This is a genomic window from Vibrio sp. FE10 (assembly GCF_030297155.1).
In the GTDB taxonomy this organism is placed as follows: Bacteria; Pseudomonadota; Gammaproteobacteria; order Enterobacterales; family Vibrionaceae; genus Vibrio; species Vibrio apostichopi.
Map to the genome: position 1 here is coordinate 1,314,729 of NZ_AP028067.1, position 24,538 is coordinate 1,339,266.

The window sequence follows — 24,538 nt, forward strand, 5'->3', positions numbered from 1 at the left end:
ATGAAGACAATTCAAATGGCTCTCGGCCTATCTTGTCTAGCTTTGCTGACTGCTTGTAAAGACAAGGGCAGCACTGAATCAGACAAGCTTCCTCTCGTCAAAGCGATTGAAATTTCGGTTCTCGACTTTAATGACAAACTCTATTTCCCAGCCGTCGCCAATGCTGCTGAAAAAGCTCATCTTAGTTTTCGAGTGGCAGGTGAGATATTTAAGCTGGATGTTAAAGAAGGCGAGCGCGTAAAAGAGGGCGACATTCTTGCTGAGCTTGATCCGACTGATTACCAATTAGATGTCGACAACGCTCAAGCGAGATACACCGTAATTGATAGCCAATACAGACGTTCGAGCCCGCTGGTCAAAAAAGGCTTATTGGCTAAGTCTCAGTTTGATGAAATCGCAGCTCAACGCCAAATTGCTTACGCCGAACTTGAATTGGCAAAACTGCGTTTGTCGTTTACTAAACTTCGTGCCCCTGTGGATGGGATTATTTCGCGTGTCAGTGTCGACCAATATGAAAATATTCAAGTTGGCCAACAAATCGTGAATATTCATAGCGTTGAAGATGTCGAAGTTATTATACAACTTCCGGATCAAATCTACGTAAATCAACCTAGTGAGACGATCCTTTCTAACGTTGAAGCTTTAGTGAGAGTACCAAGCGGCAATGAGTACTCCGCTGGAATCAAAGAGTTTACGACTGAGCCCGATCCAAGCACGGGTACCTTCACCGTAACGTTAGCACTGCCGATGCCCAAAGATGATCTGATTCTTGATGGCATGGCGGTTGAAGTGACTTCGCACGGTAGAGATATCGGCCTTGAGCTAAAAGCTGGCGTGCTTATCCCAATTGAAGCGGTGTTCAATGCCGATGGGGATGACCTCACTCGTACAAATTCTTACGTATGGGTTCTTAATGATGACGATACAGTCTCTAAGCAGCAAGTCGTGTTAGGCAAAGCAAATCAGAAAACATTGCAGATTATCAAAGGATTAGAAATGGGGCAGCATGTCGTTGTTGCGGGCGTATCTCGATTGCGTGATGGGATGACAGTGGAAGTATTGTCTCAGGAGACGAACAATGAGTGAAGTGAATAACAAGCCTCAAAATGACGCTCCACAAGGTGATGACCAGATCACAGGTGTCGCGTCTTACTTTATACGTAACAAAGTTATTAGCTGGATGCTATCGCTGATCTTTCTGATTGGTGGTGTTTCTGCGTTCTTTGGCTTAGGTCGTTTAGAAGACCCAGCTTTCACCATTAAAGATGCAATGGTTGTTACCTCATACCCTGGGGCTACGCCGCAACAAGTGGAAGAGGAAGTGACCTACCCACTAGAGAAAGCGATACAACAGCTTACTTATGTGGATGAGGTTAACTCTATTTCAAGTCGTGGCCTATCACAGGTTACGGTCACCATGAAAAACAACTACGGCCCCGACGATCTTCCGCAAATTTGGGATGAACTGCGTCGTAAGGTCAATGATCTCAAGGTGGAGTTACCGCCCGGGGTGAATGATCCTCAAGTCATTGATGACTTCGGTGACGTTTACGGTATTTTGCTTGCCGTAACGGGTGATGGTTACAGTTATAAAGAGTTACTCGATTACATTGATTACCTAAGGCGAGAGCTAGAACTGGTTGATGGGGTCAGTAAAGTCTCTGTTTCCGGTCAACAGCAAGAGCAAGTTTTCATTGAGATATCGATGAAGCGGATAAGCTCACTTGGGATATCTCCAAGCACCGTCTTTAACCTACTATCCACCCAAAATATTGTCTCCAGTGCTGGCGCAGTTCGGATCGGCGATGAATATATACGTATCCATCCAACGGGCGAGTTTCAAAACGTTGAACAACTTGGCGATTTGATTCTGACGGAAGGTGGCGCTCAAGGGCTTATCTACTTAAAAGATGTTGCCGACGTGACTCGTGGTTATGTTGAAGTGCCCACCAATATTATTGGTTACAACGGAAAACTAGCCCTCAACCTCGGGGTGTCCTTTGCTCAAGGCGTAAACGTGGTGGCGGTAGGTGAAGCCTTTGACCGACGTTTGGCGGAGCTTAAGTATCAACAGCCCGTTGGGATAGATATTTCTGAGGTTTATAACCAACCAAAAGAAGTGGATAAGTCGGTCAGTGGTTTTGTTGTCAGCCTCGGACAAGCGGTTGCCATCGTAATTATCGTACTACTGTTCTTTATGGGGCTTCGCTCCGGCCTGTTGATTGGTTTAATACTGTTGTTGACCGTTTTCGGTACCTTCATTTTCATGCAGTACTTCAAAATCGATCTACAGCGTATCTCACTGGGCGCATTGGTTATTGCCTTGGGGATGCTGGTGGATAACGCCATTGTGGTGGTGGAAGGGATATTGATCGGCACGCAAAAGGGGCGATCCCGGATGCAGGCCGCCACTGATATCGTCACTCAAACAAAATGGCCACTGCTTGGTGCGACCGTCATTGCGGTTACGGCTTTTGCTCCAATCGGTCTATCTGAAGACTCGACGGGTGAATACTGTGGCACCTTGTTTACGGTTCTACTTATCTCGTTAATGTTGAGCTGGTTTACTGCAATCTCGATTACCCCGTTTTTCGCGGATATTTTCTTCAAAGGTCAGAAGGTAGATCCTGATAGCGAAGGCAAAGACCCATACAACGGGATGGTTTTCGTTATCTACAAAAACTTTCTAGAATTTTGTATGAAACGAGCTTGGTTAACCATGTTTGTTTTGGTTATAGGCTTGGGTGCGAGCGTTTACGGCTTTGGTTTTGTAAAACAAGCTTTCTTCCCATCTTCTACAACACCGATGTTCCAAGTCGATGTATGGATGCCCGAAGGTACGGATATCCGAGCAACCAACACCAAACTTAAAGTGCTGGAAAACTGGTTATCGGAGCAAGAGGAATCCGAGCACATTACAACCACTGCGGGTAAAGGTTTACAGCGTTTTATGTTGACCTATTCACCGGAGAAAAGTTATAGCGCGTACGGCGAAATTACGGTTCGTGTGAAGAGCTATGAAGTACTTGAAGCGCTTATGCTTCGTTTCCGTGAACATGTTGATACGCAATTCCCTGAGATCGATTACAAGCTTAAACAGATTGAATTAGGTCCAGGTGGCGGTGCGAAGATTGAAGCTCGTATTGTCGGTTCCGATCCGACGGTTCTTCGTTCTATTGCCTCTCAGGTGATGGATGTGATGCGTGCGGATTCAGGCGCTTATAACGTTCGTCATGACTGGCGTGAAAGAACTAAGGTGTTAGAGCCTCAGTTCAATGAAAGCCAAGCTCGTCGTTACGGTATCACTAAGTCTGACGTTGATGATTTCCTAGCGATGTCATTCTCAGGTAAGTCGATTGGTGTATACCGCGATGGTACGACGCTGATGCCTATCGTGGCGCGTTTGCCGGAAGATGAGCGTATCGACATTCGTAACATCGAAGGCATGAAGATTTGGAGCCCTGCATTAAGTGAGTACATTCCGCTACAGCAAGTGACGTTAGGTTACGAGCTAGAGTGGGAAGACCCGTTGATCATTCGTAAGAACCGTAAGCGCATGCTAACGGTTATGGCTGACCCGGACTTATTGGGCGAAGAAACAGCATCAACGCTTCAAAAACGTTTGCAGCCACAAATCGAAGCAATCGAAATGCCACCGGGTTATTCACTCGAGTGGGGTGGTGAATATGAATCGTCGGCAGATGCACAAGCGTCATTGTTTACGACGATGCCTTTGGGTTACTTGTTCATGTTCTTGATCACTGTGTTCTTGTTTAACTCAGTGAAAGAGCCGCTGATTGTTTGGCTAACGGTACCACTCGCCTTGATAGGGGTGACGACTGGCCTACTGGCCTTGAACACGCCTTTTGGCTTCATGGCGCTGTTAGGCTTCTTGAGTCTATCGGGAATGCTGCTCAAGAACGGTATTGTATTGCTCGATCAGATTGGGATTGAGATGAAATCAGGTAAAGATCCGTATGTAGCGGTAGTGGATGCGGCATTGAGTCGTGTACGTCCGGTATGTATGGCGGCGATCACGACCATTCTTGGTATGATCCCACTACTGCCTGATATTTTCTTCAAACCAATGGCGGTAACCATTATGTTTGGTTTGGGCTTTGCAACAGTACTGACACTAATTGTTGTTCCTGTGCTTTACCGTTTATTTCATAAAATTGAAGTAAGGTAATATTAGTTACCCTAAGAATGAATGCCCCTTAATGGGGCATTATTTTTTGCTAAGTTGCTAAGTTGCTAAGTTGCTAATGGCTAATAATTAATTGCTAATGGTTAAAGGTCAAAAGACCTTAAATAAAGAGGCTTAAAATGGAAATAAATGCATCGGATCGAACGTGTGCATGGGCACTCAAGCACGAGCTTGAAAGGGAATATCACGACAAGGAATGGGGTGTACCGGTTTACGATGATCAAGTCTTGTTTGAGTTCATTACCTTAGAGGGCGCACAAGCTGGCCTTAGCTGGATTACTATACTTAAGAAGCGAGAAGGGTATCGTGCTGCTTTCGATAATTATGATCTGAATAAGCTCTCGTCGATGAACGAAGACGATGTGCCAAATGTCATTGAGAATTTTGATGTGGTTAGGCATAAGGGAAAGATAGCCTCTGTCTATAACAATGCCCGCGCAACACTTGAACTTCAAAAGGAGTTCGGTTCTCTGTCTAACGCGTTATGGCAGTTTGTCGATAACAAGGTGGTCGAGAATCAATGGACAGAGATGTCTCAAGTTCCCGCTTCTACAGATCAATCAAAAGCGATGAGCAAGTTTTTGAAAAAAAGAGGCTTCAAGTTTGTAGGAGAAACAATCTGTTATGCGTTTATGCAGGCAACGGGGATGGTTAACGATCATGTGGTCGGTTGTCCTTATAAATAAAAGTGTTATTTATCGTCGCGAAATAATTGATTGAAAACTGGAAAATTCACTGGCCATTTATAAACTATTCCATATTATATGCGACCGAATTCAAATGTAGACAACGATAGTGAAACAACAAAACTACCAAATATGTGGTGCTACTTACGATCCTTTACTTAGGCAGTTTGTGCGTGAAGACGGCCATGTAGAAACTATCGCGCCACTAGAAGGGAAGGTGTTTCTTTTCTTGTTAGAAAACGTCGGTGAATGCATTGAACGAGGTCTGATATTTGATAGATGCTGGGGCAATGTGATTGTCTCAGAACAAGCGCTGACCAATGTGATATCCAAGGTTAGAAAAACGTTGTCTAGAGTCACTTGTGGCTGCGCGACGATTCGTACCGTCAGTAAGACCGGTTACTCGCTGGAAATCGATGAGTCGATAAAGTCTGCCAACACTGAGGCTTCATTCTCTAAGGCGACGCCTGAGGGGTTTGAAGCCAACTTTCTGTGTGAAGACTTAACTTCTCCGTCTGAGGACTTAAACTTTAAGTCACAAACTTCTGTCACCCAACAAGTGTCAGTGACGAAAGAAACTTGTACCGAAGCAAACTCGTCCAAGATAATTGAGCTAAACCCAAAGCTAAACACGGCCTCAAACCAAGAATTAAACTCCGCTGAGCTCGATATTTCAAAAACAAAAAGTAATGTGTATTTCGTTCAAGCGGGTTATCTGCTCGCTTTACTCTGCTTAGCCGTAACGGCGTTCAACCTTTACAAAACCTACTATCAGCCATCACCTTATTTCGTTGATAAAGCGGAATATAAAGATAGCTACACAGACAATACGAATCACTACTTCTTCCATATTGTTCGCAATGAAGCCTATTCGTTGCCCGCGATTACTCAAAAGCTCACAGATGTAATACCTAACCATTGCAATGTGGATGTTTTTGTTCGTATTTACCCATCGGTTGACCAGCCAGAGAATGACGCGTTATACATGTTGGTTCAAAGGAAGGATGGTGAGGCTTTCAATTATGGCGCGACGATTTTCAATGTAGAGACGTCTTTTGAGTCATTTGCAAAGCATATGGAAAAGAGGAGTCACTTTTGCGATTAATTGGCTTACTCATTCTATTGGCAATTGCTGCAGCGAGTTTTCTGTTAGAACAAAACTCATTGGCGGGCACTCGATGGCATTGTAAAACGCTCAAAACGGACTTTTTATCTCAGGCATTCCAACCGTATCAATCGCTTTATGAGCGGATGAGTCTTACTTTTCAGTCAGATCAAACATTTAGTATGAGAGAGTTTGTGACGATCACAGAGAAAGACGGAAACGAAGGTACAATGGAAAATCTTTATTCCGGATATTACGGTCTTGATGGGAATCATTTATCGATGAGCATTATTGATGTGAGAACCGCGACACCTTTCCATGACCCAATCATTAATCAGGAATACAGCGAGTACAAAGGGGTGACTATTGATTACTCTATCTTGGCCAAGGATCAGTCCCTGTATTTGTTCAATAAGCACCGTTCTGAAATCTTTAACTGGGCGTGCTTTAAGGTTCAGAAATAGTATTGCTTATGACGCTTATATACAAAGCCAAATAAATGAAAGGCAGGATATACCTGCCTTTTGTGTTTCTAGATGAATTATCAACGTAGATTAAACTAGAGCGTTGTAACGCTCTAAGCCAGCCTCTAGGTCTGCAATCAAGTCATCGACGTCTTCCAAGCCGATATGAACGCGTATCAGTGTTCCTTCGAAGTTTGGATTTGCTACTGTTCTCAAGCTGTTAAAGCTGCTCGGTTCATTGGCTAGAATCAAACTCTCAAATCCACCCCATGAGTAACCCATGCTGAAGTGTGTCATACCATCAAGTAGAGCTGTGGTCGCTTGTGGATTTGAATTTTTCAGAATGAACGAGAACAGGCCATTACCGCCAGTGAAGTCTCGCTTAAAGAATTCATGACCAGGGCAAGACTCAAGAGCAGGGTGACGAACATGGTCAACCTCAGGGCGAGTCTCTAACCACTTAGCGACTTTTAAGCTGCTTTCAGCGTGTTGGCGAAGTCGAACGTCAAGAGTTCGAATACCGCGAAGACCAAGATAAGCGTCATCTGGAGACACGCATTGTCCCATCAAGTAACTCTGTTCTCGCAGTTGATCCCAGCATTTCTCGTTGGCAACAGCGGTACCTAGCATGACATCTGAGTGGCCCACGATGTATTTGGTCGCTGCTTGAATCGATATATCAACACCGAAATCAAACGGTGAGAAGTTCACACCTGCCGCCCAAGTATTATCAAGCATAACGATGATGTCATGTTCGTGAGCAATACGAGCCAGAGTCGGAACATCTTGAACTTCCATGGTTACTGAACCCGGAGACTCGGTAAATAATACCTTGGTATTTGGCTTGATAAGGTCTTGGATACCTTCGCCAATCGTTGGTTCGTAGTAAGTCGTTTCTACGCCCATCTTCTTCATGATGGTGTCACAGAAATCACGCGTCGGCTCGTAACAGGTATCGACCATTAAGATGTGATCACCGGTTTCAACAAACGATAAGATTGCGTTTGAGATTGCTGCAGTACCACAAGGGTATAGAGCACAGCCTGCACCGCCTTCAACTTCAACCATTGCATCTTGAAATGCGAAATGAGTCGTGGTGCCACGGCGTCCGTAGAAAAGTGTCTTGTTAGCGCGATTAACGGTCGCTTTGCGTTTCTCTTCTACCGTGTTGAAAACAACAGTTGAAGCGCGTTGCACGGGTGGGTTAACGACGCCATTGGTCCACTTCTTATCACGACCTGCAGTGATGAGTTTGGTGGTTTTACTTTCGGACATGCTGTGAATTCCTTATCGATCGGTTATGTCCTATTTAAAACATGCGAAGAGGCATCAAAGCAAGAGGAGAGGTTGAGTTTTTACGGTTTTCTTTCGCTTTTTAACTTTTCAGTGCGTTTTTCAATGAAAGGCTAAAAAGCGATAGATATAAAAGTCGTGATAGATTTTAACGTCTTGATGTATTCGCGACTTTGTTCACGTTAGAGCAGCGGGTTAAATAAGTAGAACAGCCTTTCAAAGAAACGGTTTCTCAAATTCCTTTTTTCCCATTGTTCCAATTCAACAGGATGAGAAGAATCAATATAGGACTGCTGTAATTCAGATAGCTGTTGAGTGAAGTGCACATCATCCACAGCAAGCGTCACTTCAAAGTTCAGCCACAAACTGCGCATGTCGATATTGACCGTCCCAATCAAGCAAAACTCTTCATCGATCACTACCGATTTGGTATGAAGAAGGCCACCGTAAAACTCATAGATCTTTACGCCAGCTTCAAGAAGTTCTGTGTAAAACGCGCGAGAAGCCCATTTGACCATCAATGAATCGTTGTTGTGTGGAATAATCAGTTCTACGTTAACACCACGCTGCGCGGTCATTTTAAGTGTTTCTAGTAAGTCGGCACTGGGTACGAAGTAGGGCGTAGTGATACGAACAGAGTGATTCGCCTGATTAATCGCAATGGTCAGAACTTGCAGGATCAAATATTCCGGCATACCCGGACCAGACGGAACCACTTGCACTGGGTGATGAGTCTTTATTTCTTCGACAGCACACTCCGGTAGGTCAGGAAGAATGCGTACACCTGTTTCAACTTCCCAATCCCAACCATGAATTGCAGACAATACGTTAACCGTAGGCCCAGTCACGCGCACCATGACGTCGATCCATTGACCTACGCCTGAACCTTGTTTGAAATACGCAGGATCGACCATATTCATTGAACCTGTGTAGGCAATGGTCTCATCAATCACGATGATTTTACGATGTTGCCTCAAATCGAGACGTCGTAAAAAAATACGCCAAGGGCTAACTTCTAATGCTTGCACAACGTGAACGCCAGCGTCTTTCATCATTGAATGCCAATGGCTTTTGAAGAATCGAGGGCTACCTGCAGAATCGAGTAAAACCTTAACATCGACACCGCGTTTCGCCGCTCGTATTAAAGCCGATGCGACTGAATCAGTGAGGCCGCCAGGGTGCCAAATATAGAAAACCATTTTGATGCTGGTCTGGGCATTTTCTATATCTTCGATAATTGCGTGTAGGATCTCATTGGGTGAAGATTGCAATGAAAGTGTGTTTCCACTGAGCGCAGGAATGCCCATTCGGTTGTTACAAAGCTCATCGATCTTGTGGATAGGGGAGCCAATTTTACCGGGAAGGTGGAGCTGACAATCATTTAATTGTCGGAACCAATCACCAAAGGGAGTAAACATGCGATGTGCGCGCTCAGCCCTTTTTTTACCTAGGTTTAGCTCACCGAAAAGGAAGTAACAAGCGACCCCAACAATCGGGATAATGTAGATAACCATCAGCCACGCGAGAGAAACACTCACTGAGCGTCGTTTTAGTACGACACGGAAAGTCACACCGGCTACGAGAACCCAGTACAAAGCGACAGAAGCTAAAGTTAAAAAATGGTAGAGCTTTTCCACATTGAATACTCGAAAAAAGAGACACTTAGATAGTAATGCTATTTTGCCAATATGGGAATTTGCGGAATCAACTATTTACAAAATAGAGTAAAAGCGGTAAACAGGTGAAAGTTGTTAAGTTTTAGTTAACTTAAGACGAAAACGATTGTTTTGTACGAAAAGTCGGCATTTAACCATAAAAATTTACATTGGTAACGAAATATGTACGGTTCGCACTTCCAATTTTATTCTTAAACTGGTTTACTTGCTATATAACGAGCGTCAATCAAATCTTTTAGGTGTGTAAATTTTTTTATACACCTTATCTTTTAAAGACGCCACCCAAAGCAAAACACAACATCACATAACACAAAAGTTTGGAGTACACGTGGCTACTAGTAATACAACCACAACACCCCGCGATACCTGGGGTTCGAAGTTAGGATTCGTAATGGCTGCAGCAGGTTCTGCTGTTGGCTTAGGTAACATCTGGAAATTCCCATACACAGCAGGCGAAAGTGGCGGCGGTGCATTCGTTGCAATTTACCTGTTTTTTGTAATCTTCATTGGTTTCAGTGTCATGCTGACTGAATTTGCGATTGGCCGTCATACGCAAAAATCAGCAGTAGGTGCATTTAAATCGACTGACCGTCGTTGGACGTTCGCTGGTGTTATCGGCGTAGTCAGTGGTCTACTTATCATGGGTTTCTACCCTGTAGTAGGTGGCTGGTCTATCGCATACATCGGTAAAATTGCTGGTGGTCTACTAGACGCACCTGAAGCAATTGGCGACAGCTTCGGTGGCTTTATCTCAAATCCAGTTCAACCACTTATGTGGATGGGCCTATACCTACTACTTAACGTTGTCATCGTTATGAAGGGTATTTCTGGCGGTATTGAGAAAGCGGGTAAGATTCTGATGCCACTTCTTTTCATCATCCTTATCGTGGTATCAATCAAAGGCCTAATGCTTCCGGGCGCGATGGCTGGTCTTGAATTCCTATTCAGCCCTGACTTCTCTAAAGTAGACAGCGGTGTAATCCTAGCTGCACTAGGTCAAGCATTCTTCTCACTATCTCTTGGTATGGGTTGTATGTTGACTTACGGTTCTTACCTTAAGAAGAAAGAGAACCTAGTTCAAACTACAGCGATGGTTACAGCGATGGATACAGGCGTTGCTATCCTAGCTGGTGTTGCAATGTTCCCTGCAATGTTCGCATTCGGTATGGAACCTGCAGCTGGTCCTGGTCTAGTATTCGTTGTTGTTCCTCAGCTATTCGCTGAAATGGGCGGCGTAGTTGGTCTTCTATTCGCTCTTATGTTCTTCGTTGGCCTAAGTGTTGCGGCACTAACGTCTTCAGTATCTCTACTTGAAGTTGTGGTTTCGTACCTAATCGATGAGAAAGGCATGAAGCGTGTGACTGCAGTACTGTCTGCAAGTGTAGTAATGGCGATTCTATGTATCTTCGCTTCTCTATCACTTGGTGGCTTCGGTCCAACACTGTTCGGTACTGGTGCGTTCGATATCTTCGACCTACTAACTGATAAGATCTTCCTAGCAGTTGGCGGTATGTTGGTATGTATCTTCGCTGGTTGGAGACTGAACCGTGCTGACCTAGAGAAAGAAATCACTAACGACGGTGAAGTATCTTTCCCACTATTCGGTCTATGGTACACACTCGTTAAGTACATCATCCCAGTAGCTATCGCTATCGTAGCGTTCATGGGTATCTCTTCTGGCTTCGACAGCGGTAAAGGTGCAATCATGCTACTAGGTATTGGTATCATTGCTGGCTCTGCGCTTATCTCTAAGAAGTTATAGTTCTAAGAAACTATAGTTTTAAAAAGCTAAAGTTCTAAGAAACCATAGCTCTAAGAAGCGATAATCGCGAGTTACAGTAAGTTAAGAAACGGGAGCCAATGGCTCCCGTTTTTTTATGCTATTAACTTAATTATCATCGAAAAATAAAAACCTTACATTCACTAAAGTTATCCGTGTGATAGCCGATATACTTATCGGTTAGGCCAATTGAGCCTGTATTTTTTAGGTAGGTGTTGTGTGAAATTGTCAGTGAGAAAGAAACTGTATGCCGGTTTTGGCTCTATATTGGCGGTGCTTGTCACGTTAGTCAGTATTGTGTGGATAGAAGTGATTGGGGCTCACAAGAGCGCTGATGAAATTAGAATGGACGATGTGCCGGGTACGGTCACTTACCTTGTTCTGATAGATGAAGCAGGAGACGTCTACCGAGATGCATTAGGTGCGATTATTCAGGTCGACAATGCACTCAATGATTACCGCTCGAATAAGAACGAGTTTGCTCAAGCTATCGCAGAAGCAAAACGTTTAGAAAGTCGAGGCTCAGAAGACCATCGTCGTATTCAGCGAATCGAAGAGCTAATGGGACGCTTCACTCAAGAGTTTGAATCGAAGCTTGTACCTAAGATCAACGATGAGTCTGCGCTGTTATCGAATATCCAGCAGCTTCGTTCTTTATATGAGAGCAACTTAATCCCAGTTGAAAACTTACTAGACCAAGCATCAGCAAGTGAGCGTGCGGATACAGAGCAATCACTGCTTGTATTAACCGAGTCGTTTACCACGATTGAACGTACCATTATGGTGTTGTCTGGCATTGCGATTGTATTTGGTAGTGTGATTGCGTATGTACTGTCTAGCTCTATCACTAACCGTTTAACTCGCGTTGAACAGGTAGCGCGACGTGTAGCAAATGGTGACTTAACGGCCGGAGATATCGTTGATGATTCGGGTGATGAACTGGCTGACTTAGCTCAGTCCATTAACCAGATGCAGAAATCATTGGTAGATCTATTGGGTTCTATCTCTTCTGTGACCAACCAAGTTCAATCGGTTACCGGAGAACTGTCGTCGATTAGTCATGACATCGTTTCTGGTGCGTCGGCACAAGCGGATAAAGCGAACCTGATTGCAACAGCAGCAGAAGAGTTAAGCTTAACCATCTCTGAAGTGGCTCAGCAGGGCACTTCTACTTATGAAGAAGCTCGACGTTCTGAGTCTTCGGCAGAAGATGGCCGTAATGTGATAGTAGAGATGGTGGCAAGCATTCAACAAGTCTCTGCTCAAATGAGTGATATGTCGGTACAGATGAACACGCTAGGTTCACATGGTGAACAAATTGGTAGCGTGATTAAAGTGATTGAAGACATTGCTGAGCAAACCAACCTGTTGGCTTTGAATGCGGCGATTGAAGCGGCACGTGCTGGTGAGTTTGGACGTGGTTTTGCCGTAGTCGCTGACGAAGTAAGAGCGTTGGCTGAAAGAACCACCAAAGCGACGCAAGAAGTGTCTGGCATCATCCAATCGATCCAGTCTGGTACTCAAGAAGCCGTGACTTACACTCAAGACAACTGTCGTTTAGTTGAAATTGGTGTAGAGCAAAGCACAGGGGCGGTATCGGCTCTAGAAGCGATTGTTAGCGGTGCTGGCAATGTACAAAGCATGGTCAACTCTATCGCGACCGCGGCAGAAGAACAGACGGCTGTGACCAAAGAAATTGCTGCGGATATTACCGCGATCAGTGATATCTCAGAGCAATCCTTGCAACTGGCGACTCGCAGTTCTGAAAATACACTGGGCTTGAATGCCAAGGTTGCGGAGCTAGAAGCTCTGGTTGGTAAGTTCAAACTTGCTTAGTGCTTAGTTTGTTTTCAATAGGGACTAAAAATCCATTACTGAAAGCGGACAATTAAAAAGAAGCCCAATGATTCAATGTTTATTGAGTTAGTTGGGCTTTTTCGTAGCTGGAATCTGGGTTCAGACACGGTATACTCCACGCTCTACAATGGAGCTAGCCTTTACATGTTCGACATTCTTCTGAACCATTCAGATTTTTTACTCATTAATAAGCACCCTGGAGTCAGCGTCCACAAAGACGATGGTGACACCATGCTGCTGCAAGAAGTCGCTAATGCGCTTAATGAGCCGAAGTTATATCTCGTTCACCGCCTCGATAAAATGACCTCAGGTATTCTGCTGTTAGCAAAGAATGCCTCGGCAGCGAGTGAGCTTTCACAGCTGTTCGCAAAGCGTGAAGTAGAGAAGTACTACCTTGCGATTGGTTCGAAGAAGCCAAAGAAAAAGCAGGGGTTGATCTCTGGTGATATGGAACGTTCACGACGTTCAAGCTGGAAACTACTGACAAGCAAAGAAAATCCAGCGATTACCCAGTTTTTATCTGCAACCGCTGAACCCGGCGAGCGTCTGCTGTTATGCAAACCTTATACGGGACGCACGCATCAGATCCGTGTTGCGATGAAGTCGATCGGCTCGGCCATTGTTGGTGACCCTATTTATAATCCATCGAGTGAGGCTGATAGAGGCTATCTGCATGCCTTCGCGATTCGATTTACCTATCAATCACAAGCCTACGAATATGTCTGCGACCCAAGGAACCTCGATTCCTTAGGTAAGAAATGGCATCAAGAGATGGTGTCTGCTGGTTTAGACAGTTGGCTTGAACCTTGGTCATTAACTTGGCCGAAGCTAAATACTAAGTGAGTGAAATAATGGAAGCATCAGCTTTACCTCTGTTTTTTAGTCATATTGAACAGCAACTTAATGAAGTGCCGAATGAACTACGCCGTATTTTTCACGGTCGTGGTAAGTTTTGGCCAGGCCTAGATCAACTGACATGTGATTGGGTTGATGGGCAGCTACTGGTTAACGTATTCAAAGAAGTAGACGATGAGTTCTTGTCATCTCTTAAAGCCGGACTGGTTGACTTGACCAATAAAGACATCTGGCAAGCAAAGCAGGGCACGAGTATTGTTCTGCAACACCGCTATGCCGATGGCGCGCCTTCAGAGGTTTTATGGGGCGAACTTAATGACTCTCCGGTTGTGGTTGAGCATGGTCTTAAGTACCAATTAGATATTGGCCGTAATCAGAACTTTGGTTTGTTCCTAGACATGCGTAATGGTCGTCAGTGGGTGCAAGAAAATGCCAAGGATAAGAATGTTCTTAACCTGTTCGCATACACTTGTGGTTTCTCCGTCGCAGCTATCGCTGGTGGCGCTCGCCAATGCATGAACGTGGATATGTCTCGCGGTTCGTTGAATAAAGGCCGTGATAACCACCGTCTGAATGAACACGACATGCGCTCGGTTAATTTCCTTGGCTACGATATCTTCAAGTCGTGGGGAAAAATCAAGAAAGGCGGCCCTTACGAGCTAGTGATCATCGATCCGCCTTCGTTCCAAAAAGGCAGCTTTGCTTTAACTAAAGATTACAAAAAGATCTTACGTCGTTTGCCTGAGCTCCTAACAGAAGGTGGCGAAGTGATTGCTTGTGTCAACTCACCAGCAGTATCACCAAACTTCCTAATTGAGACGATGGCAGAAGAAGCGCCAAGCGTTGAGTTCATTGAGCGTTTAGACAACCCGCCTGAGTTTGTCGATGTTGACCTTGATTCAAGCCTTAAGGTACTGAGGTTTAAGATTAATGCTTCTGCTGACGCTTAATTGTTTTTAAACATCAGTTAGAAAAACGCCGCTCATATTGAGCGGCGTTTTTGTATCTTGTTTTTGTCGTTAGATTGCTAACTCTCTTGCTGAGTCTTGAGTGTCTGGAACCCAAAATAAATACGCATAAACGTAGTCAACCAACACGCTGCGCCAAAGGTATAAGCGATAATTGCAAAGTGTTGAGGCCAAATACAGAAAGCAATGAAACAAGCGATGGTTTCTGTGCCTTCGGTTAGCCCAGACATGTAGTAGAGTGACTTGTGCTTATAAACGGGGTTCTCGATGCCTCGTTTGCCTGCCATCACCGCAAACGCCAAAAAGCTGCTGCCCGTGCCGATAAAAGAGAAGATCAAAAATGCACCGGCAATAGCGTTGTGCTCTGGGTTCGCAATCACAAAACCAAAAGGGATTAATGAGTAGAAAAGGAAATCGAGGCTGATATCGAGGAAGCCGCCCGCATCACTGATGCCTTGGATTCGAGCCAAAGCGCCATCAAGCCCATCACACACTCTGTTCAATACAATGAATCCTAACGCCCACTCATATTGTTGAAATGCTAACGCAGGGAACGCTAAACAGCCGACTAAAAATCCGAACAGGGTGGTTTGATTGGCCGTGATACCAAATTGGTTCAGTAACTTAGCTGATTGGTTTAATGGCCACTTAATGACCTTGATGGAGTACTTATCCAGCATTATGATTTCTCCATGGCCAAGACAGCACTTGCGCCCCTTGAGGCACATCAGCTTCGTCGTGCGTCACCATCAGCGTAGGGATGTTGGCTTTTGTCAGCTGCTCAAACACCCAATCGCGAAACTGTGCTCTGAGCTCTTGGTCTAACTTACTGAACGGTTCATCAAGTAAAGCCAATTTAGGCTTCGCCAAAAGCATACGTGTTAAGCTTATTCTTGCTCTTTGGCCCCCGGATATTTGGTCAGGGAATGACTCAGCTAAATGAGTTAACTCAATGTCTTTTAACGCGGTCATTGCTTGCTGTTGACGAGCTGAACCCTTAACGGAATTAGGCAAAGAGAACGCCAAGTTCTCCCATACCTTGAGATGAGGGAACAACAAGTCATCTTGAAACAGAATTCCGACTTCACGCTGATGTGATGGCAAGTCGTCGAGCTGAATGTCGTTCAAAACAACGGTGCCAGAATACGAAAACTCATCATTAAGGTGACCCGCTACGGCGTCCAACAAAGTCGATTTCCCGCAGCCACTCGGCCCCATCAAAGCCAATACTTGGCCTGATTCTAATGTTACGTTTAGCGCTGAAAACAGCGATACACCATCGTTTTTATGGATGGCGAGGTCGTTGAGGTGCAGACTCATTCGTTAGAAAACCTTTAAAAGTAAGACGGCGATATCTGAGTTGAAGTCGGCTGACCAATATCGCTAAAGAGAAAAAGAACAGAGGCAACAAGGCCTGCCAGATAGCATAAATTGCCGTTACCCTGCGGTCGAAACCACTGGTTAGGGCAACAGCTTCTGTGGTGATCGTGCTAATGCGACCTGCACCGAGCATTAATGTCGGCAGGTACTGAGCCAAACTCACACTGATCCCGACCGCCCAAGCGAAGGCGATAGCAGGCAGCAATATCGGCAGCTTAATGGAGTACCAACTTTGAAATGGTGATTTACCTAGGCTGAGTGAGGCTTTTATTAGGCCATCATTGAAGCTTTTCCAAGGGCCATCTAAAGACAAGTACACAAACGGGAAGGCAAAGAATACGTGTGCCCAAATCACCCAAAACTTATAAGCGTTGCTGCCTATGTATAGGGTGGTCACTTGCATGCCAAACAATACTGAGAGTTGAGGTATCAACATGGGAATCGCGATAATAAAGCCTGGAACTTGCCATTTGTATTTGATTCGGTATTCATGAGCCACCAGCGCGAGTAATAAAGCAACGGAAGCAGCAATAAGCCCAATCCATAAGCTTTGCCCGACGGTGCTCATGATGCCATCCCACTCAAACTCCCAAAAACGCATGCTATAGCGACTTGGAAGTACATCAGGGAAGCGCCAACGTTGGGCAACACTCCAAATCCCCATTAGTGGGATGATCAGTAGTGATAATGTCGCAAGCACTGCGAAGACCGTTTTTCCTGGAAGGTTTGTGCCTGTTCTGCCTGAATATTGCCAAGTTCTAAAGTACTTCAGAATTGCCCATTCGATTAAACGGGCTAAGGCGATGATCAACGAAGCTAAACCGAATAAAACGATGGCGCCAGCGGCTGCTCGTGGCAATAAATTAAGGTCTGGGTCGTTAAACCATTGCCATACCAAAACGGCAAAGGTCGGCGGGTTAGTTGGGCCAATGATCAAAGCAATATCGACAACCGACACGCTGTAAGCAAGTACGGCCAACATAGGGAAGCGAAGCTTGGTAAACCATTGTGGGAAAATACATTTCCACCAAATCTGAGAACGACTGTAGCCCAGTGAAGCACTCACCTTAGTGATACGTTCGACATCGATTTGTTGAAGTATCGATATGCTCATCAGCAATAAGAAAGGGACTTCTTTGAGCGCCAACATGATGATGAGACCGAACGCGTATGGGTCTTTGACCAACAAAGCCAATTCAGAACTCGCAGCCGATTCACCAAGTAAGTGATGCACGGCTCTGGCTCCAAGGCCTGTCGGGCTAAATAGAAAAGCAAAGCCAATGGCAAAAGCAACATGTGGGATGGCAAGCATTGGCGATAGCGTTAGCTCAATCTTTCTCCAAAACTTGTTTCCCCAAGAGGCTTGAAGAATACAAAAGGTAAGAAAACAGGCGATGTAGCTGCTTGCGATGGCTGAACCTAGGCTTAAGCCAATCGAGTGCCAAGCTCCTTCCCATTGGAAGACTTGGCTAAAACCGTTGAGTGAGGGCTCCTCTAAACCTAGGGGCGGGATGAAACTCAGTGACGAAGCCACTACTCCCGCTACCCCAGGAATCGTAGGGATAATGCACACAGCTATAACAACAAAATATAGAGCGCGTAGCATGACGTTTAGTTACCGTATCGCTTAAGCCACTCTTTCTCGAGCGCGTTTTGCCAGCTTGGATGTGGTTCATCAATCGATTTAAATTGCTGGGTGTTTTTAGCGCTTCCAGTCAGGTACTTGCTGCTCAACACTGAAGGATCGCCCCAAACGTTGAGGTCGCCTTTACGCGATTGTGCTTCAGGGCTCAATAAGAAGTTGATGGTGACTTGAGCACCAGCACTTGCATTAGCATTCCAAGGAATCGCAAGGAAGTGGATGTTAGACAGAGCGCCGCTTTCTAATGCATACGCTTTGGTAGTTTCCGCTAAACGGCCGCTTGCTTGTGCTGAATACACAGAGTTTGGATTGAATGTAATCGCTAAATCGAGCTGACCATCATCCAGAAGTTGGATGCTTTCAGATGTGCCTGCTGGGAATTGTTTGCCACCGCGCCACGCCACTTTATGGAATTTATCTAGGTAAGCCCAAAGTGGTGCCGTAACTTCTTGGAAGTTGTCTTCTGAAACCGGCTTAGCAAGTGCAGGGTTGTTGTCTGTGAGCTCAATCAGTAGAGACTTGACGAAGCTGGTGCCGTGAAATTCAGGTGGGCGAGGGTAGCTTAAGCGATTCGGGAAAGCTTGAGCGTAGCTCAACATCTCTGAGAAAGATTGTGGTGGATTGTGCAGTGTCTCTTGGTCATGGATGAACACAAGTTGTCCAACGCCCCATGGTGCTTCTAGGCCTTCTGTCGGTTCAGAGAAGTCGACATCAATAGGTAAAGATTTATCAACGTACTGCCAGTTTGGAAGTGATTCTGTGAATGGTCCAAACAACAGCGCGTTGTCTTTCATCGAACGGAAGTTTTCACCATTGATCCAGACGATATCGACACTGCCTTCTGTGTTCTTACCAGCCGCCTTTTCTGCAAGTAAGCGAGTGGTGGTTTCGGCAATATCAGTGACTTTGACATGCTTTAAGGTAACACCGTAGTCACTCTGTAACTTCTTGCCTGCCCATTGTAGGTAACGATTGATCTCTTGGCTTCCGCCCCAAGCGTGAAAGTAGACAGTTTCTCCCTCTGCCTGCTGTTCAATTTGGTTCCAGCTATCGGTTGATGTTGCTTCATCAGCATAAATGGTTGCGCTGTATGCAACGGTTGCCATGATTCCTAACGTACTTACTATCTTGTTCATAAACTTTTCCATTTGGTAGTGAACGGGCAAGAGCATTGTATTTTCGAGCTCCCTAGGGCGTGTTGACCTTTCCAGGTTAAATTTTGTTCGAGCTAAAAGCGTTTTAATCGCGGCGAGGGGGAAGTAGCCTAGTCATTCTAAGCAAATCTCCCTCAACAAAGAGTAAAACGCTTTTAGCTGAACCCTTCGGGCAGCGTTTGCTGGTCATTTCTACTACGTTATCGGCTTCTCATGTAGGCTAGCTACACATCGAAGCCTCTGCCTTGTATAAATACCCAGCAACTCGCTGCAAAAATCAGCTCGAAAGATCAACACGCCCTATAGTTATTCTATCTGTTTCTGAAATAATTTCTAATTCAATAGTAAATTCAATCAATTACTAGGAGCCTCTGCCATCCTAGCAACAGACCGTTAAAGCGGTGAATTAATTGCACCTAAATGAGGTTTTTTTGATATTAATTGGAGGTTGGTACGAAAAGCGGGCGATAAGTGGTGTTTTGAATGCAATAGGCTGTCGAGTAAGAAATAAAAAAGGAGCCATTAAGGCTCCTTTAATCAATATCTGTTTTCAATGACGGATTAGTTTACCCAGTCACGAATTGTGTACGTTAGTGTGTGTACATCGTTTTTTAGTACTAGCGTATCGTTTGTTAGGGTTACGTCGCTCCACTCGCTTAGAGTAGCTGAAACCGATTGTTCGATTTCCATTGCTGAACCGTGACACATTTTCATTGTCATGCCCATTTGCTTGATACGGAATTGACCATCTTTCAATTCGCCCTGACCAAAGAAGTTGTTACAACCAGCCATGCCGTTTGCAGTCAGCTTTTCGCCGATCTCTAGACGAGGAGTCGCTTGTTGCTCGCTTTTCTCAATGTCCTTGCCATCAATTTGCGCAAGTTCCCAATTATGGTGCTGTAGATCGGTTGGCGTTACTTGCATCGCGTTATCACCTGTTGTTGTGCATGCTGCTAACATCATAGGTAAAGCGGCTACTGCTAGTAATTTTTTTGAACTAAACTTCATATTATAAGGCTCCAAAGGAAAGAACGAAGTTACTGAATATATGTAACTTGATGGGTTCAAAGTATAGTTTACAAAACACTATATGTGTCAGTATAAGGTCATAGTTTAGTATGGATTTAATCGGTCTGGCGACAAATTAATCGCTTATTTTTGAATTAGTAAGCTTAATTTCGATGTGTAAGGAGACAGGGTGGAGCAGTTAGAGTTTTTCCAAGTTCCAAGCCCTTGTGTTGGGGTTTGCTCAAGCGATGAAAAAGGCTATTGCCATGGCTGTATGCGCAAAAGAGAAGAGCGCTTTAATTGGATGTCGATGACATCTGCGGAGCAGTTACATGTCATAAAATTATGCCGTCAGCGCTATAGAAGAAAAATAACGAAGCAAAACAACTTGGTTGGTAAGCCTGAAGAAGAAGAGGGAAACACAAGTCCCCAAAGAGATCTTTTCGGCTAAACAATAACTATTGAGTTTTTATTTAACTCCGAAGTAACTATTACTTTACATAATGGTTGGGGTGTAATATTAAGGTAGGTACCTTTGTACCAGAAGGAGTGGTGTCGGTATGAATAAAAAGGACGTGAAAATCAAAAAAAAGCCAGTCAAAGCACTGGATAAAAAACCTATCGGGGCGAAAGATGACCCTGAAGAGAGCCCGCGTGATTGGCATTCGATGTCAGAAGAAGAGCGAATGGAAATCCTTTCTCACCTTTCAGACATGCCTTTTCAATAACATCACTGGTTCATCAGAGACTTTCTTAATAGCCACATTTTCTCAAGCTAACAGGTTCTAGATGAACGTCTTCTTAAACAAACATATGATTCGCTTTCGTTACACCACGATGGTATGTGCAAAATGTATCATCGGCCTCGGTGGTTTTACTATGAATCTTAATGTTGGTTATGACTTCGACAGCCCCTGCATCGTAACAAGCTTGCTCAGCCTTTTTAACGATATCGAGTAATTGGTTGAGCTCACCCTTCATTGTGGTTTCCATCGCACCAATTTGAAACGGAACATCGGCTGCTTTTACTACTTCAATCGCTTTATCAACCACTTCGAAATTGTTGCCTTCTTTAACGCGAGGGATAACTTGGAAGGCAACCATCACTTCTTTTTCTCTTTTTAACTCAGACACTTTCTGCTTACTCAATGAAGGGAAATTGTTGCAGATAATAGGTTAATGCGGAGATAAATTCTACAGCGGTTATGCTGGCTTATGAGCTTATAGCCTACTTGCTACCCCAGTGGTCGCTAACCCAACCGCCTATGTGCTCATCGAAATGACTACCACTGAACCTGTGGTTGCGTTCAACAGAACAGTCACTCTCGTCTTTGTTATCTATTAGGTTTTGTATGTAGTTTGCCATCGGGTCATTGGAACACTGACGATCTCGGCGAGTTGCCACTTCCTTAATCAGTTGCAATCGATATGTAGAGCTAGCACGTTTCATTTCAATGACCTCCTGTTTTAGACACTAATAGAAAAATCTAGTTGCCAGATATAGGGGCGTCAACGTGATCAGAAAGTATTTTTTTTGAGCAACCAAGAATCAATACGTTGGCATCATAATTCATAAAAGTGTCATGTAACTTGGCGTGATTAAGCGGTCTTTTTCAGGTTTAGCTGGCAGTTTTTCTTTGAATAAAAAAGCCCAGTTAATACTGGGCTAATCGATTTTCTATGGTTATTTTGAAGAACTGGTTATTTCGAAGAGTTTGGCTTGCTCTTAAATTGCTTAACACTCTTCTTTTTTGCCGTTCTGCGATTGGCCATTTTGTCCTTTGGTGGACGTTTTCTCGCTGTTGCTTCAGAGGCGGGTTTATCCGTTACTGGAAAACCGTCTAATGACTGCAACGGAAGAGCTTTGTTAGTCAAAGAACGAATTGCGTCTAAATACTCAGTTTCACCGTGGCTCACAAGGGAAATTGCGAACCCAGTGCTTCCTGCTCTGGCTGTGCGCCCGACACGGTGTACGTAAGTCGCAGAGTGAGATGGCAAGTCAAAGTTAATCACGACAGGCAGTTGGTCTATATGTATGCCTCGAGCCATCACATCAGTTGCGATTAACACTCGTGTTTCACCATTTTTGAAACTTTCTAATGCTTGCGTTCTTTCTTCTTGGCTTTTGTTGCCGTGCAAAGCACTTACGCTAATTTTCGCTTTATTCAGTCGCTTGGTGAGCGCGTCAGCATTGTCTTTGGCACTGATGAAAACCAGTACTTGTGGCCACTGATGTTGGTTCAGTAATGCTATCAGTGCTTGAGGTTTGCTTCCCTTATTCACTAGATAGAGCGTTTCTTCAATGGCTGAAACGACACTGTTCTCTTGATGCGTCGAGACCTTTACTGGATTAATAAGAAGCGCCTCAGCCTGACTGACCAGCTCTTTTGGTAACGTAGCTGAAAACAGCAGTGTTTGATGTTTTTTAGGAAGAGCAGAAATAATGGTTTGAATATCCGGCCAAAACCCCATGTCGAGTAAACGGTCTGCCTCATCAAGAACCAAGGACTCGCATTGGCTTAGCACTAGCTTGTTCTCTTGAATAACTGCAAGTAGGCGACCAGGAGTTGCGATCACGAGTTGTGGCTTTTCTAACAATTGCTGTTGCTGATCATCGATATCAACTCCACCAGTCAATGTCACCGTTTTGATATCAAGTGCGGTTGCGATGGGTTCTAGAGCTTTGGCTACTTGAGAGGCAAGTTCACGGGTTGGAACAATGATGATCGCTTGCAGTTCGTGAATTGCCGCATTGATGTTATTTAACAGAGGTAAGCCAAACGCCAATGTTTTCCCGCTGCCTGTTTGGGCTAAGGCGAGAACGTCTTTACCTGAAACAATGTGGGGAATAGCCGATTGCTGCACCTCTGTAGGAGTCTGGAGTTGGTCGGGGATCGCAGCAAGAGTTTGAGCGTTTAGGGTTAGGCTATCAAATGACATAAATGAACCAAGTATCAAAAGGGAGGTGGAGTCTAACAGGGCTATAAATGTTAGAGAATGAGTTTTGCAGCGTTACAGGATAAACAGGTGAATTATACACGTTAATTTTATGTGTTATCCATATAAGCGAACTAAGACAAGCGAGCTGAGCATAAGCTAATAAACGTTTGGCATATTGTAATGGTGTTGAATGGACGTACAATACCCGCCCTAAAACGATCGAGAATGATTAGGAAGCGATAAGGAAATGAAAGCGAAATGAGTTGGGAAAGTATCTGGCTGTTTATTGTCATCGTGTTTTTTATTGCCATTATTCCAGGCCCAAACGCTCTGTTGGTATTGAGCACGGCTTTAACCCAAAGAAAGCTGTTTGCGTTTATTAACGTGTTGGGTGTGTCATGCGGGTTCTTTTTTCATGCGTTCGTTTCTGCGAATGGCATGAGCTTACTGTTATCTCAGACCCCAATGGCGTTTGAAGGTCTTAAGTGGATGGGCGTCTTGTACTTAGTCTGGCTCGGTTATAATCACTTTCGAGCGGCACTGCGTGCTCAAGAAGGCGTGCTTGCTGTGGTAAGTGCATCGGGAAGTAAGCTTTATCATCAATTTGTGAAAGGGTTATTGACCAACTTACTCAACCCTAAAATTGTCCTGTTTTACCTTTCAATATTCCCTCAGTTTGTTTCTACGGACAACATTGTATCCGACAGCTTAATGTTGGGCGCGATACAGGCGACAGTGGTTGCTACCTGGTTTTTGGTTGTCATTTTGATGGCTGATACGTTTAAGAGGTTATTGACTCAAAAGCGCACTTCTCAATGGATGAACATTGTGTGCGGGTTGTTGTTTGTTGGCTTCAGTATTCAATTGGCGTTGTTTCAGCTTTAGTATTCATCGCTAACAATCGAGCTCCTGACATATCCGACTCACATCTCACTTTTTACTGAATGCTCAGCAATCCTTGTTTCTCTGCATAAATCTCTAAAGCATTAGCTCGTAAAGTCGATATAATAATCAGCTATCAATTTGGTGAATGTGTTCGTTCAAAATCCAATTGAAGCTAAAAGCTATTGCTTGACCGAATAAACAGAGACAGGGAGTCACAGATGAGTGAAGAGTCATTCACCCAGAAACGCAAATATTATCGCTTGAAGTACCCAAAAAAGGCACGTCCACTGATGCGAATTAAGGATGAGCTTTTTCATGTCAGTGAAGTGTCTGAAAAGGGTGTGCGCTTGATGATGCGTAACATCATTCCTGTTTATCGAGGCTTCTCAATGGCGGGCAGCTTAAGACTGCATGATAACAACACTATTGATATAAGTGGTGCAGTGCTGCGACAAGAAGGTGATGAAGTGATTGTTCAGTTGTTACAAGGGCCAAGCTTCAAAGATATGGTGTCAGAACAAAGACACATTAGGCAAAGATACCCAGTATTTTTTGCTAGCCTCAGAGTGGCATAGAGAGCTATTAAAGTTAGATACCTTAAAGCTAGATTCACTCATCAAAGCCGATATTAAAAAGCC

23 protein-coding genes are annotated in these 24,538 nt (G+C 44.5%); 13 read left to right on the forward strand and 10 right to left on the reverse strand.

Annotated elements, in window-relative coordinates; translation table 11 throughout:
* The 5 genes from QUF19_RS06020 (at position 1) to QUF19_RS06040 (ending at position 6,462) form a co-directional block, all read left to right on the forward strand.
* A complete protein-coding gene (locus QUF19_RS06020) occupies positions 1-1,086 on the forward strand; it encodes an efflux RND transporter periplasmic adaptor subunit (protein WP_102435352.1) in 1,086 nt (361 codons plus the stop codon).
* Complete coding sequence (locus QUF19_RS06025) at positions 1,079-4,189, forward strand: efflux RND transporter permease subunit (protein ID WP_102435351.1); 3,111 nt, start codon at positions 1,079-1,081, stop codon at positions 4,187-4,189. The genes QUF19_RS06020 and QUF19_RS06025 overlap by 8 nt, the downstream gene beginning before the upstream one ends.
* A gap of 137 nt (positions 4,190-4,326) precedes the next feature.
* The gene (locus QUF19_RS06030) at positions 4,327-4,893 is read left to right on the forward strand and encodes a DNA-3-methyladenine glycosylase I (RefSeq protein ID WP_286297493.1); all 567 of its coding nucleotides are present in this window, start codon (positions 4,327-4,329) and stop codon (positions 4,891-4,893) included.
* Between the two features lie 109 nt (positions 4,894-5,002).
* Positions 5,003-5,998: a winged helix-turn-helix domain-containing protein gene (locus QUF19_RS06035; RefSeq protein WP_286297496.1), complete on the forward strand. Its 996-nt coding sequence runs from the start codon at positions 5,003-5,005 to the stop codon at positions 5,996-5,998.
* Entirely contained in the window at positions 5,989-6,462 is a 474-nt protein-coding gene (locus QUF19_RS06040) for a hypothetical protein (RefSeq protein ID WP_286297498.1), read from the forward strand. Before QUF19_RS06035 ends, QUF19_RS06040 begins: the two co-directional genes overlap by 10 nt.
* A 90-nt stretch (positions 6,463-6,552) precedes the next feature.
* On the opposite strand, the gene QUF19_RS06045 is transcribed toward QUF19_RS06040, so the two are convergent.
* Both QUF19_RS06045 and cls read right to left on the reverse strand, forming a co-directional pair.
* Positions 6,553-7,737 (reverse strand): cystathionine beta-lyase, encoded by a 1,185-nt coding sequence (locus tag QUF19_RS06045; protein ID WP_286297500.1) that lies wholly within the window; start codon positions 7,735-7,737, stop codon positions 6,553-6,555.
* A gap of 200 nt (positions 7,738-7,937) precedes the next feature.
* Positions 7,938-9,392: a cardiolipin synthase gene (gene cls / locus QUF19_RS06050; RefSeq protein ID WP_286297501.1), complete on the reverse strand. Its 1,455-nt coding sequence runs from the start codon at positions 9,390-9,392 to the stop codon at positions 7,938-7,940.
* Between the two features lie 367 nt (positions 9,393-9,759).
* Here cls and QUF19_RS06055 point away from each other — a divergent pair, with 367 nt between their 5' ends.
* The 4 genes from QUF19_RS06055 to QUF19_RS06070 all read left to right on the forward strand — a co-directional run bounded on the left by QUF19_RS06055 (position 9,760) and on the right by QUF19_RS06070 (position 14,873).
* Positions 9,760-11,193, forward strand: a complete 1,434-nt coding sequence (locus tag QUF19_RS06055) for a sodium-dependent transporter (RefSeq protein ID WP_012604350.1) — start codon at positions 9,760-9,762, stop codon at positions 11,191-11,193.
* A 237-nt stretch (positions 11,194-11,430) separates the two neighbouring features.
* Complete coding sequence (locus QUF19_RS06060) at positions 11,431-13,047, forward strand: methyl-accepting chemotaxis protein (protein WP_102278382.1); 1,617 nt, start codon at positions 11,431-11,433, stop codon at positions 13,045-13,047.
* 165 nt (positions 13,048-13,212) lie between these two features.
* Positions 13,213-13,911 carry a TIGR01621 family pseudouridine synthase gene (locus QUF19_RS06065; RefSeq protein WP_286297516.1) on the forward strand — a complete coding sequence of 233 codons (699 nt, stop codon included), beginning with the start codon at positions 13,213-13,215 and terminating at the stop codon, positions 13,909-13,911.
* 8 nt (positions 13,912-13,919) lie between these two features.
* Positions 13,920-14,873 (forward strand): class I SAM-dependent methyltransferase, encoded by a 954-nt coding sequence (locus tag QUF19_RS06070; protein ID WP_286297518.1) that lies wholly within the window; start codon positions 13,920-13,922, stop codon positions 14,871-14,873.
* A 77-nt stretch (positions 14,874-14,950) separates the two neighbouring features.
* Here QUF19_RS06070 and QUF19_RS06075 read toward each other — a convergent pair whose 3' ends face one another.
* From QUF19_RS06075 to QUF19_RS06095, 5 genes are all read right to left on the reverse strand, one after another.
* The gene (locus tag QUF19_RS06075) at positions 14,951-15,571 is read right to left on the reverse strand and encodes a CDP-alcohol phosphatidyltransferase family protein (protein WP_286297520.1); all 621 of its coding nucleotides are present in this window, start codon (positions 15,569-15,571) and stop codon (positions 14,951-14,953) included.
* A complete protein-coding gene (locus tag QUF19_RS06080) occupies positions 15,561-16,211 on the reverse strand; it encodes an ATP-binding cassette domain-containing protein (RefSeq protein WP_286297523.1) in 651 nt (216 codons plus the stop codon). The genes QUF19_RS06075 and QUF19_RS06080 overlap by 11 nt, the downstream gene beginning before the upstream one ends.
* Positions 16,177-17,877: an ABC transporter permease gene (locus QUF19_RS06085; protein ID WP_286297525.1), complete on the reverse strand. Its 1,701-nt coding sequence runs from the start codon at positions 17,875-17,877 to the stop codon at positions 16,177-16,179. Before QUF19_RS06085 ends, QUF19_RS06080 begins: the two co-directional genes overlap by 35 nt.
* 5 nt (positions 17,878-17,882) lie before the next feature.
* Positions 17,883-19,049: an ABC transporter substrate-binding protein gene (locus QUF19_RS06090; RefSeq protein ID WP_286297528.1), complete on the reverse strand. Its 1,167-nt coding sequence runs from the start codon at positions 19,047-19,049 to the stop codon at positions 17,883-17,885.
* Positions 19,050-19,628: 579 nt separating this feature from the next.
* On the reverse strand, positions 19,629-20,075 hold the full coding sequence (locus QUF19_RS06095) for an META domain-containing protein (RefSeq protein ID WP_102435340.1): 447 nt from the start codon (positions 20,073-20,075) through the stop codon (positions 19,629-19,631).
* A gap of 190 nt (positions 20,076-20,265) precedes the next feature.
* Here QUF19_RS06095 and QUF19_RS06100 point away from each other — a divergent pair, with 190 nt between their 5' ends.
* Positions 20,266-20,526 (forward strand): DUF1289 domain-containing protein, encoded by a 261-nt coding sequence (locus QUF19_RS06100; RefSeq protein ID WP_286297531.1) that lies wholly within the window; start codon positions 20,266-20,268, stop codon positions 20,524-20,526.
* A gap of 109 nt (positions 20,527-20,635) precedes the next feature.
* Positions 20,636-20,803, forward strand: coding sequence for a hypothetical protein (locus QUF19_RS06105; protein WP_017109881.1), 168 nt, complete (start codon positions 20,636-20,638; stop codon positions 20,801-20,803).
* A gap of 73 nt (positions 20,804-20,876) precedes the next feature.
* On the opposite strand, the gene QUF19_RS06110 is transcribed toward QUF19_RS06105, so the two are convergent.
* The 3 genes from QUF19_RS06110 to QUF19_RS06120 all read right to left on the reverse strand — a co-directional run bounded on the left by QUF19_RS06110 (position 20,877) and on the right by QUF19_RS06120 (position 23,015).
* Positions 20,877-21,179, reverse strand: a complete 303-nt coding sequence (locus QUF19_RS06110; RefSeq protein ID WP_102339582.1) for a thiamine-binding protein — start codon at positions 21,177-21,179, stop codon at positions 20,877-20,879.
* Between the two features lie 124 nt (positions 21,180-21,303).
* The gene (locus QUF19_RS06115; RefSeq protein ID WP_065103807.1) at positions 21,304-21,525 is read right to left on the reverse strand and encodes a hypothetical protein; all 222 of its coding nucleotides are present in this window, start codon (positions 21,523-21,525) and stop codon (positions 21,304-21,306) included.
* Between the two features lie 251 nt (positions 21,526-21,776).
* A complete protein-coding gene (locus QUF19_RS06120; RefSeq protein ID WP_286297542.1) occupies positions 21,777-23,015 on the reverse strand; it encodes a DEAD/DEAH box helicase in 1,239 nt (412 codons plus the stop codon).
* A gap of 258 nt (positions 23,016-23,273) precedes the next feature.
* Here QUF19_RS06120 and QUF19_RS06125 point away from each other — a divergent pair, with 258 nt between their 5' ends.
* The gene (locus tag QUF19_RS06125; protein ID WP_286297545.1) at positions 23,274-23,900 is read left to right on the forward strand and encodes a LysE family translocator; all 627 of its coding nucleotides are present in this window, start codon (positions 23,274-23,276) and stop codon (positions 23,898-23,900) included.
* 218 nt (positions 23,901-24,118) lie between these two features.
* Positions 24,119-24,475 carry a PilZ domain-containing protein gene (locus tag QUF19_RS06130; protein WP_286297548.1) on the forward strand — a complete coding sequence of 119 codons (357 nt, stop codon included), beginning with the start codon at positions 24,119-24,121 and terminating at the stop codon, positions 24,473-24,475.
* Positions 24,476-24,538: the final 63 nt, after the last annotated feature.